Below are 16,802 nucleotides of genomic sequence, written 5' to 3'. Positions count from 1 at the left end.
GCACCTCGACGTTTGCATAAACTCACATAATTACGTATTCAAATCAGCAACATTGCTCTACGGCCGCTGGTAGAATTAACTCACCCTCACTCCCGGCTTATGCTGAACTCCCATGGCTAACCTACGCACTGAGCAGCTGACGCAATCCGTTCGCAAATTCTCGGGCAAACCCGCCGTGCGACGAACCCTGATTGGTTTGCTTGCATTCATCGTCCTGCTTGGCCTGTTCGGCTTCTTTGCGTTGCCAGGCATCATCAAGTCGCAGGCAGAACAAATCATTACGGAAAAGCTGCACCGCCAGACCACTATCGGCAAGGTCGAGGTCAATCCGTATGCGATGCGACTGACCATCCATGACATGAAACTGATGGAGCCGGAAGGCGATGTCACCTTCGCCAGCTTTGAAAAGCTGATGGTCAATGTTTCGTACAAATCATTGCTGCGCTTTGCACCTGTCATCGAACAAGTCCAGCTCAACACACCGTATGTGCATCTGGTACGCAAGGATGCCGCCAGCACCAACATCGATGACATCATCGAACTGATCAACAACCAGCCACCGTCACCGGAACCAGCTCGCTTCTCGGCCTTCAATATCGAAATCGACAAAGGACATATCGAGCTCGACGACAAGACCGCGCAAACCAAACATGAAATTACCGACCTGAAACTGGGCGTACCGTTCATCTCGTCGCTGCCATCGCAGGTCGAAGTCTTTGTCGAGCCTCTGCTGAGCGCCAACGTCAACGGCTCCCCCCTGCTGATCAAAGGTAAAGCACATCCGTTTGCCGATCCGGTGAATGCCGTGGTCGACCTTAACCTGGACGATGTAGACCTGAGCGATTACCTGAAATACGTACCCGGCACGCCGCACTTCAAACTGCCAAGCGCCAAGCTCGATGTGCACCTGACCGCCGATTTCCGCCAGGAAAAAGAAAAAGCCCCGGCCCTGCTGATCAGTGGCAACATCAAACTGAAAGCACTGCAGCTCAACGATCAAAACGACAAATCGATAGTGAAACTGCCTGAACTGGCCGTCACGCTGAATGAAGCCAAGGTACTGAGCGAACGCTTTGAAATCGCCAAGCTGGAAATCAATGGCGTGGAAGCGGACATTACGCGTAATGCGAATGGCCAGTTCAACTTCGACAATCTGCTGACACCACCGACACCGTCCAAAACTGCAGCAGCGAATAAACCTGCCGCCGCTCCTGCCGCACCAGTTCCTGCACCTGCAGAGCCAGTCGCAAAAACAGCCGACAGTGCACCGCCAGCAGACTCGACCACCGCAGCCGCACCGACCAAAGCAGCAAGCAAAGCCCCCGCAGCCTTTACCCTGGCATTAGGCGAACTTGCCATCAACAACGCCGCGCTGCGCTATAGCGACACACAAGGCGAACGCCCGGTAAACGCCAGCATAGAAAAATTCAATCTGGCCGTCAGCAAGGTCGAAGTCGATACCGGCAAGAAAGCGGTCACAGTTGAGGAAGTGTCATCCAACCAGGCCGGTTTCGATTTGCAGCAAGGCAAACCACGCAGCAACGCTGCACCTGCGAAGAAAGCCAACAGTACCGACACACCAGCCAAAACCGCAAGCAAAGCCAACGATGCTCCGTACACGGTAGATATCAGCAAGATCGCCATCAGCAACTGGTCGGCGCGCCTGGAAGACCGCAGCCTGCCCAAAGCGGCGGTCACCACCATCGATCCTTTGACACTGTCGCTGCAAAACCTTTCGACCAAGGCGAATGCGCGCGGCCAGCTCGACCTGAAAGCAGCCGTCAACAAAAACGGACAGCTGGCAGTCAACGGCAGCATAGGCATGACACCTTTGCACACTGATCTCGCGCTCGACTTCAAGAGCGTAGACATCATGCAACTGCAGCCTTACTTCACGGACCAGGTCAACATCCTGCTGACCCGCGCCGACGTATCCGGCAAGGGCAAGCTGCAAATCGACCAGGGTAAAGGCGATGCACTGATAGGCGGCTTCAAGGGTGACCTGACCGTAGGTAACCTCGCCACCATCGACAAACTCAGCAGCAACGATTTCCTGCGCTGGAAATCACTCTACTTCGGTGGCATGGATGTACGTCTCGCACCATTTGCACTGAGCATAGACCAGGTCTCGCTGAGTGACTTCTTCGCGCGTATCATCATCGACCCGACCGGCCGTATCAATCTGCAAGACGTCAAACGCAGTGAGACCGTCGGACAGAAAAGCGTGACCGAGGAAGCCAAACCAGCGACGCCGAATCCGCCGGTAGCTTCGTCCAAAACGGTCGTATTGCCGCCACCGACCAAAGCGGCCAGCGACATCCCGCCGATCAAGATTAAAAAGCTGACGCTGCAAGGCGGACAGATACGCTTTACAGATAACTTCATCAAACCGAACTACACCGCCAACCTGATGAAATTCGGTGGCACCGTCAGTGGCTTGTCGTCGGATCCGAATAGCAATGCAAATGTCGACCTGAAAGGCCAGGTCAACAGCGCACCGCTCGCCATCGCCGGTAGCGTCAACCCGCTGAAAGGTGATTTGACGCTGGACCTGAAGGCCGAAGTGCACGGCATGGAACTGGCACCGCTCTCGCCTTACTCAGGCCGCTACATCGGTTATGGCATCGAGAAGGGCAAGCTATCCTTTGAAGTCGCCTACAAAATCCAGGATCGCGTCCTGAGCGCACAAAACCGTCTGATCCTGGAACAGCTGACACTCGGCAACAAAGTGGAGAACTCAACCGCAGGCGACCTGCCGGTTAACTTTGCGCTGGCCTTGCTGCGTGATCGCAACGGCGTGATCGACATCAATCTGCCTATCGGTGGCTCACTCGACGATCCGCAATTCTCGATAGGCGGCATCATCGTCAAGGTCATCGTCAACCTGATTACCAAAGCGGTGACTGCACCATTCGCGCTGATCGGTTCGTTGTTTGGCGGTGGCGAAGAGCTGTCCAATCTGGAGTTCGCAGCCGGTCGTTCAAATATCGATGACACGGGTGAAACCAAACTCAAGAGCATGGCTAAGATGCTGACCGACCGCCCTGCACTGAAACTCGAAATCACCGGCCGCAGCGACCCTGAAACTGATCGTGAAGGCTTGAAACAGGCATCGATAGATCGCAAAGTGCGCGCCTTGAAACTGAAAGATATGGTGTCGCGCGGACAATCAGGCGACCTCGATAGCCTGACGATTACACCGCAGGAATATCCGGCCTTGCTGAAACGCGTCTACAGTGCGGAAAAATTCCCGAAACCGCGCAATATGATCGGTCTGCAAAAAGATTTGCCAGTCGAAGAAATGGAAAAACTGATGGTGACTAATACCACTGTCAGCGACGATGACCTGACTGCATTGGCGAATCGTCGCGCGCAAGTGGTCAAGGACTGGCTGCTGCAAAACGGCAAAGTCCCGGAAGACCGCCTCTTCATCCTGGCCTCCAAATCCGGTGCTGGTGCGGCGAAAGAAGGAACTGCCAGCGCCAAGGCCAGCCGCGTTGATTTTTCCTTGAAGTAAATCCCAACCGCGCCTGCGATGCTGCATCGGCATCGCAGGCATTCCACCGCAACAGTTGCAAGAGAGAAAACATCCGGCTATACGCGGATATTTTTCTCTGCTGTCAAGACTGGCGCATTCGCATTTATTGCGTATCATCTACCGCTCGTTGCACTTATTTTTCATTCTGATCATTCATGCTGCCTTCAATCGAACAACGTCTCGCCGTCGAACTCGTCGCCAAACCCAACCAAATCGCTGCTGCTGTCGCCCTGCTGGATGAAGGCGCGACCGTCCCGTTTATCGCCCGCTACCGCAAGGAAGTGACCGGCGGCCTGGACGATACGCAATTGCGCCTGCTGGAAGAGCGCCTGCGCTATCTGCGCGAACTCGAAGACCGCCGCGCCGCCATCGTCGCCTCGATCGAAGAGCAAAAGAAAATGACGCCGGCCTTGCTCGAAGCGATCATGCACGCAGAGGACAAAACCCGCCTCGAAGACTTATACCTGCCGTACAAACAAAAGCGTCGTACCAAAGCACAAATCGCAGTCGAAGCCGGACTCACGCCGCTGGCCGATGCGCTGCTGGAAAACCCGGCGCTGAATCCGGAAGAAGAAGCAGCCAAATACCTGAAGCCCGCCTTCACCGTAGACGGCGTGGAGAATCCGGGTGTGGCGGATACCAAAGCCGCACTCGATGGCGCCCGTCAAATCCTGATGGAGCGCTTCGCGGAAGACGCGACCTTGCTGCAAGCATTGCGTGAATATCTGACCGAACACGGCATCGTCGAATCCAAAGTGGTGGAAGGCAAGGAAGACGCAGGCGCGAAATTCGCCGATTACTTCGATTACTCGGAAACCATAGGCACCATCCCGTCGCACCGCGCACTGGCGATGTTCCGTGGTCGCCGCGAAGAGATGCTGAACGTTAACCTGCGTCTCGACAGCGAAGAAGAAAAACCGAAATGGGACGCACCGCATAACCCATGCGAAGGTCGTATCGCATCGCGCTTCGGCATCAGCAACCAGGGTCGTCCGGCGGACAAATGGTTGTTCGATACCGTGCGCTGGACCTGGCGCGTCAAGGTTTTCATGCATCTGGAAACAGAGCTGATGACCAATCTGCGCGAAAAAGCGGAAGTCGAAGCGATCAATGTCTTTGCACTGAACCTGAAAGCCTTGTTGCTGGCCGCACCTGCCGGACCACGCGCCACCATGGGACTGGACCCGGGCTTGCGTACCGGCGTCAAGGTTGCAGTTGTTGACGCGACCGGCAAGGTAGTCGATACCGCCACCGTTTATCCGCATCAACCGCGTAACGACTGGGATGGCACGCTGCACACGCTGGCGCAGCTGGCAGAGAAACACAAAGTCGCACTGATCTCCATCGGCAACGGTACTGCTTCGCGCGAAACCGACAAGCTGGCGCAAGACCTGATCAAAATGCGCCCGGAACTGAAACTGACCAAGATCGTTGTGTCGGAAGCAGGCGCATCGGTGTACTCGGCATCCGAATTCGCTTCGCGCGAATTGCCGGATATGGACGTCTCCATCCGTGGCGCGGTCTCCATCGCACGCCGTTTACAGGACCCATTGGCTGAATTGGTGAAGATCGATCCAAAATCCATCGGCGTCGGTCAATACCAGCATGATGTCGGCCAATCCCAATTGGCACGCTCGCTGGACGCTGTAGTCGAGGATTGCGTGAATGCGGTGGGCGTCGACGTCAACACCGCGTCTGCACCACTGCTGGCGCGTGTATCCGGCCTGAATAACAGCGTTGCGCAAAGCATAGTCAGCTATCGTGATATGAAAGGCATGTTCACTTCACGTGCCGACCTGCGCGCGGTACCACGCCTGGGCGACAAGACCTTTGAGCAGGCAGCAGGCTTCCTGCGCGTGATGTCCGGCGAGAATCCGCTGGATGCATCAGCAGTCCACCCTGAATCCTATCCGCTGGTGGAAAAAATCCTGGCTGATATCAAAAAGGATGTGAAAAGCATCATCGGCGATGAAAAAGTCTTGAAGTCGCTGAGCCCAGCCAAGTACGCAGATGAAAAGTTCGGTATCCCGACCATTACCGACATCCTGAAAGAACTGGAAAAACCAGGCCGCGATCCGCGCCCGGAATTTACCACCGCGACCTTCAAGGATGGCGTCGAAGAAATCAAGGACTTGCGTCCGGACATGATCCTCGAAGGCGTGGTCACCAACGTCGCCGCCTTTGGCGCATTTGTTGACATCGGTGTACATCAGGATGGTCTGGTGCATATTTCCGCCCTGTCCAACACCTTCGTCAAAGACCCGCACACCGTGGTCAAGGCCGGACAAGTTGTTAAAGTGAAAGTACTGGAAGTCGATGAAAAGCGTAAACGTATCGCTTTGACAATGCGTTTATCAGACTCGGCACCAGTCGCTGGCAGCAAACCGGAGCAGCGCGGCGACCGTAATGACAGCCGTCGCCTCTCGCAGCACCAGAACCAGCAGAGCCGCCAACCAGAAGCCGGTGGCGCGATGGCGGCAGCGTTCGCCAAACTGAAGGGATAAGCAGCAAGTTTTCCCGGATTTTCTTATAATGTCGGATTAACCCATAGTGAGGCGGCAATGAGCGACGACGTACAATCCTGGATCAAGGAAACCGTAACCCAAAATCCAGTCGTTTTATTCATGAAAGGCACAGCACAATTTCCACAGTGCGGCTTTTCCGGCAAGGCAATTCAATTGCTGAAAGAAAGTGGCGTGCAGGATCTGGTCACGGTCAACGTGCTGGATGATGCTGAAGTACGCCAGGGCATCAAGGACTTCTCGAATTGGCCTACCGTACCGCAGCTGTACGTCAAAGGCGAATTCATCGGCGGCTCCGACATCATGAATGAGATGTTTGAATCCGGCGAACTGCAAGCATTGCTGAAAGCCTGATGTGACAGCGTCTGCTGACGCTGCTCAGACGCAGCATCGGAAGCGATTAATTATCGCCATCACCGGTGCCACCGGCGTCATCTACGGCATACGCCTGCTACAAGTACTACGCGATATCGCAAGTGTGGAGACACACTTGCTGATATCCGAAGCAGGTGTGCTGAATCTCCACCAAGAACTTGATATGAAGCGCAAGGATGTCGAAGCGCTGGCTGACGTCGTGCATAACGTGCGCGATGTGGGCGCGGCGATCGCAAGCGGTTCATTTCAATCCGACGGCATGATCATTGCGCCGTGCTCGATGAAAACGCTGGCGGCCGTGGCACACGGCTTTTCCGACAACCTGATTTCACGCGCTGCTGATGTAGTGCTGAAGGAACGTCGCCGCCTGGTGCTGATGGTGCGTGAAACGCCGTTCAATCTCGCGCATCTGCGCAATATGACAGCTGTCACCGAAATGGGCGGCATCATCTTCCCGCCATTACCCGGCTTTTATCACCGCCCTGCTTCGATCGCAGAGATGGTCGACCACACCACAGGTCGCGTACTGGATTTGTTTGATATCCAGCACAGCCTGACGCCACGCTGGAATGGTTTGAAAGACTAAGGTCGCTCTACCAGCTTAGTTCGCCAGGCGTCGCTTGCCATCCTGGTAAGTGTAGATAGAAATCGTCGGATTCTTGATCTCGCCACGCTGGTCGAACTGCACGTTCGACATCACCCCCGCAAAATGCACCTTGGCCATCGCAGGCAGATACTTTTGCGGCTCTACGCTATTGGCAGCCTGCATCGCTTTGGCGACGGCCAGTACCGCGTCATACGAGTACGGACCATGCATCTGGAACTGGCCCGGGAATTTATCGTCGTAGCGCTTCTTCCAGGCGCGGCTGGCGGCATTACGATCGAGTGCAATGCCGCTATGCGCGCACACCAGGTTATCTTGCACCTTCATGCCTTCGGTACGCTGCTCCATGCCCTGCGTACAGATGCCGTCACCGCCGATGAACTTCTGCCGCGTCAGACCCAACTGCTCCATTTGTCGCAACATCGCGCTACCTTGCGGGTCCATGCCCCCGAAGAAAACGCCATCCGGATTGCGCCCTTTGATGGCAGTCAGGATCGCGCTGAAATCGACCGCCTTGTCGTTTGTGTATTGCTGGGTAACGACAGTCACCGGCGTGTTGCGCAAAGCAGTCCGGAACGCATCGGCCAGACCCTGACCATACGCACTGCGATCATCCACCACAGCTATCGTCTTCAACTTCAGCACATTCACCGTGTAAGCAGCGAGAGCCTGTGCCAATGTGCTGTCATTCGCCAGCATGCGGAAAGTGGTGTTGTAAGCGGACTTGGTCAACTCGGGGCTGGTGGCCGATGGCGACAGATTGGGCAAGCCGCATTGATGATAAATGCGTGCGGCCGGAATCGCGGTACCGGAATTGGTATGGCCTATCACTGCGTTCACATGCAAATCACAAAAGCGCTGCGCAACTGCTGCGCCCTGCTTGGGATCGGCAGCATCATCTTCTGACAGCAATTCAAAACGCAGTTGCTTACCTCCGACCACGATTTTCTTTTCATTCAATTCATCGACGGCCAGGCGCGCGCCATTCTGGCTGTCCTTGCCGTAAAACGCTTGCGGCCCGGTCAGCGGTGCGGCCAGACCGATTTTGACGGTTTGCACTTCTTGTGCCTGAACCAGCGTAGCAGCGGAGAACAACAAGGGAGCAATGAGGAATGAACTTGATTTCATGGGCACTGAAGAAAAGGATGAAATGAATAGCCCCCATTCTAGCCGCAGATAGGGCCGGGACTGAACCATGCAAAACTACCGGGCATGAATGAAAAGCGAACAAACAAGAAAAAACCCCTCATAGCGAGGCTATAAGGGGTTTTTATTTGGTGCCGACTGCCGGTTTCGAACTGGCCACCTGATGATTACAAATCAACTGCTCTACCAAATGAGCTAAGTCGGCTAAACTTTTGCAGAGCAGTATTATACTCTATTTGATGCGTGTGAGGGTAGGTCTTCCACCTTTTTTCGGTGGATCCGGTACATCGTCGTTACCATCACCACTTGCATCATGGTCTTCGTGCTTGTGCGGTGCCGTCGGAACCGAGGTTAAGGCAGGCGCAGTATGGGCTGGCGCTGTATCTTCCGCAGTTGTATCTTCGACTTCTTCCTCAGCTTCTTCTGCACCGGCCTTGTTGGTGGCTTCAAACGCCATGCCCTGCCCGTTCTCACGCGCATAGATGGCCACCACATTATCAACAGGAACCGTGATATCGCGGGAGACACCGCCGAAACGGGCGCTGAAGCGGATCAAATCATTTTCCATCTTCAGGCCACTGGTGGCGCTGAAGCTGATGTTCAGAACGATCTCACCGTTCTTGACGAATTCCATCGGGACCCGTGTGGCACCGTCTACGACAGCAGCCATGTAAGGGGTATAGCCGTTATCAGTACACCATTCGTAAATGGCGCGCAGCAAATAAGGTTTGGTTGAAGTTTCAGACATGATGGCGATCAGCTCTACACGGCTAAAAAGTGTGCCACGAAACCCCGGCGCTGTCGTTGATTGAAACATAAGGTTTCAATCAACGACACGACCGGAGCCCCGCAGCGCAGTTTTTTAACGGCGCATGACCTTTTCAGAAGGCGTCAATGCTTCGATATAAGCCGGACGCGAGAAGATGCGTTCAGCGTATTTCATCAGCGGTGCAGCGGTTTTCGACAACTCGATGCCGTAATGATCCAGACGCCACAACAACGGAGCAATTGCTACGTCCAGCATCGAGAATTCATCGCCCAGCATGTATTTGTTCTTCAGGAACAATGGAGCCAGCGTGGTCAGGCGGTCACGGATTTCATTCCGTGCTTTTTCCTGGACCTTTTCACCGCTGCGACCCTTGTCGTTTTCCAGCGTGTGTACGTGGATGAACAATTCTTTTTCAAAATTGAAGAGCATCAGACGCGCACGTGCGCGCATCAACGGATCTGCCGGCATCAGTTGCGGATGCGGGAAGCGTTCGTCGATGTATTCGTTGATGATGTTTGACTCATACAAAATGAGGTCACGCTCAACCAGGATAGGTACCTGGCCGTACGGATTCATGGTCGAAATATCTTCCGGCTTGTTAAACAAATCTACATCGCGGACTTCAAAGTCCATGCCTTTTTCAAACAGAACCAGACGGCAACGTTGAGAGAATGGGCAGGTTGTACCCGAATAGAGAACCATCATTTTTATAGTTCCTTAGAAACAAAAGGGTGAGACGTTTTACGGCTCACCCTAAAACAAACCCCGCAAACTGCGGGCAAGAAAATTACTTGATATCTTTCCAATAGGAAGCATTCAAGCGCCAGGTGATTACGATGAATACACCCAGGAACAGCAATACCCAAACGCCCAGGCGTTTACGGGTATTTTGCGCCGGTTCGGCCATCCAGGTCATGAATGACACCAAATCGGCAACAGCTTTGTCGTACTCCAGCGGGGTCATGAGACCAGGAGTAACTTGTTCAAAGCCAGCAAACTTGTGCACGACCTTGCTAGCGTCATGCGGATCTTTCTCTTCGACAAACTTGGCGTCGCGGATACCTTGCAGTTCCCACAACACATGCGGCATGCCGACGTTAGGGAAGACCATATTGTTCCAGCCAGTCGCCCGGGTGTCGTCTTTATAGTACGAACGCAGGTAAGTATACAACCAGTCGGGACCACTGCCTGCACCGGATGCTTTGGCACGGGCGATGACGGACAAGTCTGGCGGAACTGCACCGAACCAGTTTTTCGCATCTTTCGGTGCCATCGCGATGGTCATCATGCCGCCGACCTTGTCCGATGTGAACAGCAGGTTGTTCTTGATCTGCTCTTCGGTCAGGCCGAGGTCTTGCAACTTGTTATAGCGCAGCGATGAAGCAGCGTGGCAGCTCAGGCAGTAGTTCACGAACAAACGTGCACCGTTCTGCAGTGCTGCCAGATCCTTGGTACGGTCCGGTGCAGGATCCAGCTTAAAGTCGCTTTCCGAAGCCAGCACCAAGCCTGGCAAGAGCACCAGAGACGCAATCAGTTTTTTCAGCAATGTCATGATTCTGTTATCCCTTGGCTTAGTGCGGATGGAAAACAACACGATCCGGTACAGGCTTGAAGGTACCCATAGCACTCCACCAAGGCATCAGGAGGAAGAAGCCGAAGTAGATGAAGGTACCTACCTGTGCGATTGCAGTACCGATTGCGGTCGGCGGCTGCACACCCAGATAACCGAGAACGACAAAAACAATGCAAAACAGGATGTACACGTATTTGTGCCAGTCAGGACGATAACGGATCGATTTGACCGGCGACACGTCCAGCCATGGCAGGCCAAACATGATCATGACGGACACACCCATCAGCACCACACCCCAGAACTTCGCATCAAAGATGAACATGCCTGCGATAGCGACCAGACCCACCACTGCAGCAGCGATCTTGAACTTGCTGGCCAGACGGGTCTTCAGGATGATCAGCGCGACATAAGCCGCGACACCTGCTGCCAGCCAGATCATGAAGTCGGAAGTGGTTGCACGCAGGATCGAATAGAACGGCGTGAAGTACCAGACCGGCGCAATGTGCGGTGGCGTTTTCAGCGGATCAGCTGGAATAAAGTTGTTGTACTCGAGGAAGTAGCCACCCATTTCCGGCGCGAAGAACACCACAGCGGTGAACACGAACAGGAAGATGGTCACGATGAAAATATCGTGTACCGAGTAGTAAGGATGGAAAGGAATGCCGTCGAGTGGCACACCTTTTTCATCTACTTTTTCCTTGATCTCAACGCCGTCCGGATTGCTCGAACCTACTTCGTGCAAGGCAACGATGTGCGCTACCACCAGACCGATCAGGACCAGCGGGATCGCAATCACGTGGAATGCAAAGAAGCGGTTCAGCGTAGCGTCGGAAACCACGTAATCGCCACGGATCCACAGCGACAGGTCAGGGCCGATGAAAGGAATCGCGCCGAACAGGTTGACGATAACTTGCGCGCCCCAGTACGACATTTGGCCCCATGGCAGCAGGTAGCCAAAGAAGGCTTCCGCCATCAGGCACAGGAAAATCGCGACGCCGAACAACCAGACCAGTTCACGCGGTTTGCGATACGAACCGTACAACAGGCCACGCAGCATGTGGATGTAAACCACGACGAAGAATGCCGAAGCGCCGGTCGAGTGCATGTAGCGCACCAGCCAGCCCCAAGGCACATCGCGCATGATGTACTCCACCGAAGCAAACGCCAGGTTTGCGTCCGGTTTGTAATGCATGACGAGGAAAATACCGGTCACGATCTGGATCACCAGCACCAGCAGTGCGAGCGAGCCAAAAACGTAGAGGAAATTGAAATTCTTAGGAGCGTAATATTCGGAGAGATGGGCTTTCCAGGTCGATGACAGCGGAAAACGGGCATCTACCCAGTTCAGTGCCTTGTCAGCGATAGGTGCATCGGCAGGAAGCTGCTTTTCGTGGAATGCCATGATTACGCCTCGCCTTTCTCATCTTTACCGATGACCAGTTTGGTGTCGCCTTCGAACATATATGGCGGAACCTGCAGGTTGTCTGGCGATGGTTTATTTTTATAAACACGACCGGCCAGATCGAAGGTCGAGCCATGGCATGGACACAGGAAGCCGCCGTGCCAGTCGTCAGGCAACGATGGCTGGGCACCGGTCTGGAATTTGGCAGTCGGGGAGCAACCCAGGTGAGGACAGATACCAACTACGACCAACAGGTCTTTTTGACGGGAGCGCCATTCATTCATGGCGTATTCCGGGGTCGTAGAGAATTGCGTACGGGAAGACGAAGGATCGGCAAGTTCATTATCTGACTTGCCCAGAGCAGCGACCTGCTCTGGTGTGCGCTTCAAAATCCAGACTGGATTGCCGCGCCATTCGACGGTTTTCATCTCGCCCGGAACGAGGCTAGAAATATCGACTTCGACAGGCGCACCAGCGGCTTTTGCGCGCTCCGATGGCTGAAACGTAGAGACTAATACTCCAGTTGTGGCTAAGCCAGCTACGCCACCCGCCGCACATGTGGCGACGAGCAAGCCTCGCCGACCGGAATCGACCTGCTTTTCGTTACTCATACCAACCCCAATCAGTCAAAATGCGAAATCTGTACGAAACTTCTAGCAACCTTAGATTATAACGGAGCCAACGTTTGTTTTAAAGCAAATAGCATGCTTCAAGATAATTTTGCGGAACTTTTGAGCAATACGGCAACATGTAATTATTTTATTTGGGACGCATTATCCATCGAAATTGACAAAATTTGAGGAAATTTAATTTGACGTTTTTTGCGCCTAAATCTAGGATACGTTGGCGCATTGCATTTTTACAAACAAGTTAAACGGAGGATTGCCATGGGCATGATGCAGGAATTTAAGGAATTTGCGGTCAAGGGAAATGTGGTCGATTTAGCGGTCGCCGTCATTATTGGCGCGGCTTTCGGCAAGATCGTCGATTCGCTGGTACAGGATGTCATCATGCCGGTCGTCGGCAAGGTTTTCGGCGGTCTGGACTTCAGCAATTACTATATTGCGCTGAATAATCAGGACCCCAACCTGACACTGGTCGAGGCAAAAAAACTGGGCGCGGTCCTCGCCTACGGCAATTTCATCACAATTGCGCTTAATTTCATCATATTGGCCTTCATCATTTTCCAAATGGTGCGCTTGTTGAACAAACTGAAAAGAACCGAACCAGCTGCGCCGGAACCGGAAGCAGCCACTCCGGAAGATATCGTGCTGTTGCGTGAAATCCGCGACTCACTGAAAAAATAAACAAAAAGGCCGCTGATTCAGCGGCCTTTTTTATTTGTTGCAACGAATCCCGCTGCAAATTTTCAACGTTTGGATTTCAATTGATCCATCTGCAATAAACCACGGCGATTCGCTTCGTACACCGCTTCGCCACGCGAGTGCACCGATAATTTATCGTAGATGTTTTTGATATGGGTCTGTATGGTGCCGACCGACAACGAGAGTTGTCGCGCCACTTCACCGTAGCTGTCACCACGCGCGATCAAATCCAGGATAGTCGATTCGCGTTTGGTCAGCGCCACTTGCTCGGCCGCATCTTCAGCCGCCGCCGCATCAACCGATCGCTTGCCATCACGTATGCGCCCCAACACCTTGCGCGCTATCGAAGGACTCATCGGGGAACCGCCGGCATGCAGGTCCAGCAAGGCACTGACGATATCAAGGCGATCTGCATCTTTCAACACATAACCGGAGGCACCCGCTTCTATGCTGTCGAGTACATTATCCTGATCACTGGACGTGGTGATGACCATGATGTTGCACGCAGGATGGCGGTGCGCGCAATAACGAATGATGTCGATGCCGGAGCCATCCGGCAAACCCAGATCGACCAGCAAGAGTTCTACCGACTGCTGTTCCAGCCAGCCCAATGCGGATTTCACATCACTGAGTGCAGCCAGCAATTTCAGTGACGGCTCCTTCTCGATTGCAAGACCCAAGGTACGACGCGTAAGCGCGTCATCCTCGACAACTAGGACTGTAATCGGCCCATCGGCTACCGGTTCCTGCATTGATCCGTACTCCTCTCCGTGCCCGACACGCGAACAAAAACGCGCCTGTATTTTTTGCCAATATTTGTAGTTATACCATAGACACAAATTGCCATGCAGCATGATTACGCAAGACATGCATATATGTCTGTAACCATGTTCTGAAAATGCATCAGACTGGATTATCTATATCGACGAAATGGTGCGTTATGCCGAACGTATTTGCGATGTGCGCACCCAAAGCCTGCACACCATAGCGTTCAGTTGCATGATGCCCGCAGGCAAGATAAGCGACGCCACTTTCGCGCGCCAAATGTACGGTGGGTTCAGAAATTTCACCACTCAGATAAACCTGCGCACCGGCAGCGATCGCATCACCGAGGTAGCCCTGCGCGGCACCGGTACACCAGCCGATTGCGCCCAGCTTCTGCGCCGGATCGCCTATCAGCAAAGGCTTGCGCTGCAAACGTTTTTCTATTTCCAGCGCCAGTTCACCAACTGTAGTCACGGCAGGATTCGCGCTCTTGCCCAGCCATCCAAGGTCATCTTCGGCAAAACGTGATTCGGCTTGCAGCCCGAGGCGGGCAGCCAGTTGCGCGTTATTACCAAACTCGGCATGCATATCCAGCGGCAGGTGATAGGCAAATAAATTTACATCATGCGTCAGCAATGTTTTCAGGCGTTGATGCTTTTGCCCGATCACGCGCATGTCTTCGCCGCGCCAGAAATAACCGTGATGCACGAGAATGGCATCTGCACCTTTTTCTACCGCTGCCTGCAACAAGGCCATGCTGGCGGTGACGCCAGTAACCAGTGTTTTGATTTGCTTGCGCCCTTCGACTTGCAAGCCGTTTGGGCAAAAATCTCGAAAACGGGTAATATCAAGCGTTCTCGCTAGATATTTGGCTAGTTCATCCCTATCTATCGTTCCCTGACCCATTTTTCCTACCTTTTATGCGACGTCTTTGGCTGTTGTTTGCGCAAACCGTAACCGTCGGTTTGGCAATTTTATTCATTGTAACGACCTTGAAGCCTGAATGGACGAGCGGCGTACTGAGCGGCACGCAAAAGGTGCGCAGCTCAACCTCGGTTTCCATGCTGGAAGCGCCACCGAATACCGCACCGACACAAGGTTCATTCCGCGATGCAGCCAAGCTGGCGATGCCATCGGTCGTCAATATTTTCACCAGCAAAACCGCCACGCCATCGCAAAATCCTTTCATGGATGATCCGTTCTTCCGGAAGTTTTTCGGCGATCGCTTCGATGAACAACAGGAAAAACAAGTCAGCCTCGGCTCCGGCGTCATCGTCAGCGCTGAAGGTTACATCCTCACCAATAACCATGTAGTGGAAGCAGCGGATGAGATCGAAGTTGCGCTGACAGATGGCCGCAAAGCCATTGCCAAGGTAGTCGGCTCCGATCCTGAAACCGATCTGGCTGTCATCAAAATCAATCTGGACAACCTGCCTGCGATCACGCTGGGACGTGTTGAAGAAGCACGCGTTGGCGACGTTGTACTGGCTATCGGCAATCCTTTCGGCGTCGGCCAGACCGTCACCATGGGCATTATCTCGGCACTGGGACGTAACCACCTCGGCATCCTGGATGCATTCGAAAACTTCATCCAGACCGATGCCGCGATTAATCCGGGCAATTCCGGCGGCGCCTTGATCGATGCCAACGGCAACCTGCTGGGTATCAATACCGCAATCTATTCCCGTAGCGGCGGCTCGCTCGGTATCGGCTTCGCGATTCCGGTGACAACCGTCAAATCCGTGATGGATGGCATTATCAAAAACGGCCACGTGGTACGTGGTTACATCGGTGTCGAACCACAAGACATCACGCCAGAACTGGCTGAGAGCTTCGGCCTGAAGAAAAGTACAGGCGCCATCATCGCCGGCGTATTGAAAGGCGGCCCGGCCGATAAGGCAGGTATGCAACCTGGCGATATCCTGGTATCGGTCGAAGGCAAAAACATCACTGATATGGCCGACATGCTGAACCAGATCGCACAACTGTCACCTGGCACCAAGGCCAAGGTAGTGGTCTTGCGCCGCAACCAGGAAACCAATCTGAACATCACAGTCGGCAAGCGTCCACGTGCAGCACAACGCTCCGAGTAAGCACAGGCAAGACAACCATGCATATACGCGATCTCACCCAATTCCTGGCCGAGCTGGCCGAGAACAATAATCGTGCATGGTTCGTCATGAACAAACCGCGCTACGACATCCTGCGCGCTGAATTCCTGGAACTGGTGACAAAGTTGATCGCAGATCTCGGCAAGTTTGATCCTGCGGTTGCTGGCTGCAATCCGAAGAAAGCACTGTTTCGCATTAACCGCGATATGCGCTTTTCCAAAGAAAAGATTCCGTACAAAACGCATTTCTCGGCTGCGATTAATGCCAGCGGCTTGAAAAGACCGCATCAGGGTGGCGGCCCGACTTACTACTTCCACATCAACGAAACCGGCACCCTGCTGATAGCAGCCGGTGAATGGATGCCGCCACCGGAACGCCTGCGCGCGATCCGCCAGCACGTGATAGACGATGCTGCGGGCTTTACCAAACTGTTGAAGAACAAGAAGTTGAAAGAGACTTACGGCGAGTTACAAGAGGAAGGAAAGCTGAGCCGACCACCGAAAGGCTTTGATGCGGATGTTCCGCACCTCGAATACATCAAGCTGAAGAACTTCATCGTCTGGCACGAGCTGGACGTCAGGAAAGTGGCCGATCTTGGGAAAATGCTGGCGTCCGACTTCAAGGATGCTTACCCGCTGGTGACCTGGCTACGCCAGGCGTAAGCACCACAGC

15 protein-coding genes and 1 tRNA gene are annotated in these 16,802 nt (G+C 53.8%); 7 read left to right on the top strand and 9 right to left on the bottom strand.

The window, feature by feature from the left end; genetic code table 11:
• Nucleotides 1-112 precede the first annotated feature (112 nt).
• From IXC47_RS12650 to IXC47_RS12635, 4 genes are all read left to right on the top strand, one after another.
• A complete protein-coding gene (locus IXC47_RS12650; protein ID WP_195875847.1) occupies nt 113-3,517 on the top strand; it encodes a DUF748 domain-containing protein in 3,405 nt (1,134 codons plus the stop codon).
• A gap of 176 nt (nt 3,518-3,693) precedes the next feature.
• Nucleotides 3,694-6,042, top strand: a complete 2,349-nt coding sequence (locus IXC47_RS12645) for a Tex family protein (protein ID WP_195875846.1) — start codon at nt 3,694-3,696, stop codon at nt 6,040-6,042.
• Between the two features lie 57 nt (nt 6,043-6,099).
• Entirely contained in the window at nt 6,100-6,414 is a 315-nt protein-coding gene (gene grxD, locus IXC47_RS12640; RefSeq protein ID WP_195875845.1) for a Grx4 family monothiol glutaredoxin, read from the top strand.
• A gap of 1 nt (nt 6,415) precedes the next feature.
• Nucleotides 6,416-7,021 carry a UbiX family flavin prenyltransferase gene (locus IXC47_RS12635; RefSeq protein WP_195875844.1) on the top strand — a complete coding sequence of 202 codons (606 nt, stop codon included), beginning with the start codon at nt 6,416-6,418 and terminating at the stop codon, nt 7,019-7,021.
• Nucleotides 7,022-7,036: 15 nt separating this feature from the next.
• Here the strand turns inward: IXC47_RS12635 and IXC47_RS12630 are convergent, their stop codons facing one another.
• The 7 genes from IXC47_RS12630 to petA all read right to left on the bottom strand — a co-directional run bounded on the left by IXC47_RS12630 (nt 7,037) and on the right by petA (nt 12,540).
• On the bottom strand, nt 7,037-8,167 hold the full coding sequence (locus tag IXC47_RS12630; RefSeq protein WP_195875843.1) for a branched-chain amino acid ABC transporter substrate-binding protein: 1,131 nt from the start codon (nt 8,165-8,167) through the stop codon (nt 7,037-7,039).
• Nucleotides 8,168-8,314: 147 nt separating this feature from the next.
• Nucleotides 8,315-8,390: transfer RNA gene (locus IXC47_RS12625), tRNA-Thr, on the bottom strand.
• 27 nt (nt 8,391-8,417) lie between these two features.
• On the bottom strand, nt 8,418-8,933 hold the full coding sequence (locus IXC47_RS12620; RefSeq protein WP_195875842.1) for a ClpXP protease specificity-enhancing factor: 516 nt from the start codon (nt 8,931-8,933) through the stop codon (nt 8,418-8,420).
• A gap of 114 nt (nt 8,934-9,047) precedes the next feature.
• Nucleotides 9,048-9,659 carry a glutathione S-transferase N-terminal domain-containing protein gene (locus IXC47_RS12615; protein WP_124574326.1) on the bottom strand — a complete coding sequence of 204 codons (612 nt, stop codon included), beginning with the start codon at nt 9,657-9,659 and terminating at the stop codon, nt 9,048-9,050.
• 82 nt (nt 9,660-9,741) lie between these two features.
• Nucleotides 9,742-10,506 carry a cytochrome c1 gene (locus IXC47_RS12610; protein ID WP_195875841.1) on the bottom strand — a complete coding sequence of 255 codons (765 nt, stop codon included), beginning with the start codon at nt 10,504-10,506 and terminating at the stop codon, nt 9,742-9,744.
• 19 nt (nt 10,507-10,525) lie between these two features.
• Nucleotides 10,526-11,932 (bottom strand): cytochrome b, encoded by a 1,407-nt coding sequence (locus tag IXC47_RS12605; RefSeq protein ID WP_195875896.1) that lies wholly within the window; start codon nt 11,930-11,932, stop codon nt 10,526-10,528.
• Nucleotides 11,932-12,540 carry a ubiquinol-cytochrome c reductase iron-sulfur subunit gene (gene petA / locus IXC47_RS12600; protein WP_175624755.1) on the bottom strand — a complete coding sequence of 203 codons (609 nt, stop codon included), beginning with the start codon at nt 12,538-12,540 and terminating at the stop codon, nt 11,932-11,934. Before petA ends, IXC47_RS12605 begins: the two co-directional genes overlap by 1 nt.
• A gap of 276 nt (nt 12,541-12,816) precedes the next feature.
• Here petA and mscL point away from each other — a divergent pair, with 276 nt between their 5' ends.
• Nucleotides 12,817-13,236, top strand: a complete 420-nt coding sequence (gene mscL, locus IXC47_RS12595) for a large conductance mechanosensitive channel protein MscL (protein WP_303049229.1) — start codon at nt 12,817-12,819, stop codon at nt 13,234-13,236.
• Nucleotides 13,237-13,298: 62 nt separating this feature from the next.
• Here the strand turns inward: mscL and IXC47_RS12590 are convergent, their stop codons facing one another.
• Both IXC47_RS12590 and IXC47_RS12585 read right to left on the bottom strand, forming a co-directional pair.
• A complete protein-coding gene (locus IXC47_RS12590) occupies nt 13,299-14,006 on the bottom strand; it encodes a response regulator (RefSeq protein WP_175624753.1) in 708 nt (235 codons plus the stop codon).
• A gap of 151 nt (nt 14,007-14,157) precedes the next feature.
• Nucleotides 14,158-14,925, bottom strand: a complete 768-nt coding sequence (locus IXC47_RS12585) for a Nif3-like dinuclear metal center hexameric protein (protein WP_175624752.1) — start codon at nt 14,923-14,925, stop codon at nt 14,158-14,160.
• A gap of 14 nt (nt 14,926-14,939) precedes the next feature.
• Between IXC47_RS12585 and IXC47_RS12580 the strand changes: the two genes are divergently transcribed.
• A complete protein-coding gene (locus tag IXC47_RS12580; protein ID WP_195875840.1) occupies nt 14,940-16,112 on the top strand; it encodes a Do family serine endopeptidase in 1,173 nt (390 codons plus the stop codon).
• Nucleotides 16,113-16,129: 17 nt separating this feature from the next.
• Entirely contained in the window at nt 16,130-16,792 is a 663-nt protein-coding gene (locus tag IXC47_RS12575; protein ID WP_175624750.1) for a DUF2461 domain-containing protein, read from the top strand.
• The last annotated feature ends 10 nt before the right edge of the window (nt 16,793-16,802 follow it).

This window comes from Herminiimonas contaminans, from assembly GCF_015645465.1.
Classification (GTDB): Bacteria; Pseudomonadota; Gammaproteobacteria; order Burkholderiales; family Burkholderiaceae_D; genus Oxalicibacterium; species Oxalicibacterium contaminans.
The sequence above is the reverse complement of the archived record's forward strand: the minus strand, read 5'-3'. Positions and strand labels throughout refer to the sequence as shown.

Bases quoted from the DNA above. Each gene is read 5' to 3' on its own strand.
- mscL (WP_303049229.1), top strand. From the start codon at position 12,817: ATGGGCATGATGCAGGAATTTAAGGAATTTGCGGTCAAGGGAAATGTG.
- petA (WP_175624755.1), bottom strand. From the start codon at position 12,540: ATGAGTAACGAAAAGCAGGTCGATTCCGGTCGGCGAGGCTTGCTCGTC.
- grxD (WP_195875845.1), top strand. From the start codon at position 6,100: ATGAGCGACGACGTACAATCCTGGATCAAGGAAACCGTAACCCAAAAT.
- IXC47_RS12650 (WP_195875847.1), top strand. From the start codon at position 113: ATGGCTAACCTACGCACTGAGCAGCTGACGCAATCCGTTCGCAAATTC.
- IXC47_RS12580 (WP_195875840.1), top strand. From the start codon at position 14,940: ATGCGACGTCTTTGGCTGTTGTTTGCGCAAACCGTAACCGTCGGTTTG.
- IXC47_RS12585 (WP_175624752.1), bottom strand. From the start codon at position 14,925: ATGGGTCAGGGAACGATAGATAGGGATGAACTAGCCAAATATCTAGCG.
- IXC47_RS12615 (WP_124574326.1), bottom strand. From the start codon at position 9,659: ATGATGGTTCTCTATTCGGGTACAACCTGCCCATTCTCTCAACGTTGC.
- IXC47_RS12590 (WP_175624753.1), bottom strand. From the start codon at position 14,006: ATGCAGGAACCGGTAGCCGATGGGCCGATTACAGTCCTAGTTGTCGAG.
- IXC47_RS12630 (WP_195875843.1), bottom strand. From the start codon at position 8,167: ATGAAATCAAGTTCATTCCTCATTGCTCCCTTGTTGTTCTCCGCTGCT.
- IXC47_RS12620 (WP_195875842.1), bottom strand. From the start codon at position 8,933: ATGTCTGAAACTTCAACCAAACCTTATTTGCTGCGCGCCATTTACGAA.
- IXC47_RS12575 (WP_175624750.1), top strand. From the start codon at position 16,130: ATGCATATACGCGATCTCACCCAATTCCTGGCCGAGCTGGCCGAGAAC.
- IXC47_RS12645 (WP_195875846.1), top strand. From the start codon at position 3,694: ATGCTGCCTTCAATCGAACAACGTCTCGCCGTCGAACTCGTCGCCAAA.
- IXC47_RS12610 (WP_195875841.1), bottom strand. From the start codon at position 10,506: ATGACATTGCTGAAAAAACTGATTGCGTCTCTGGTGCTCTTGCCAGGC.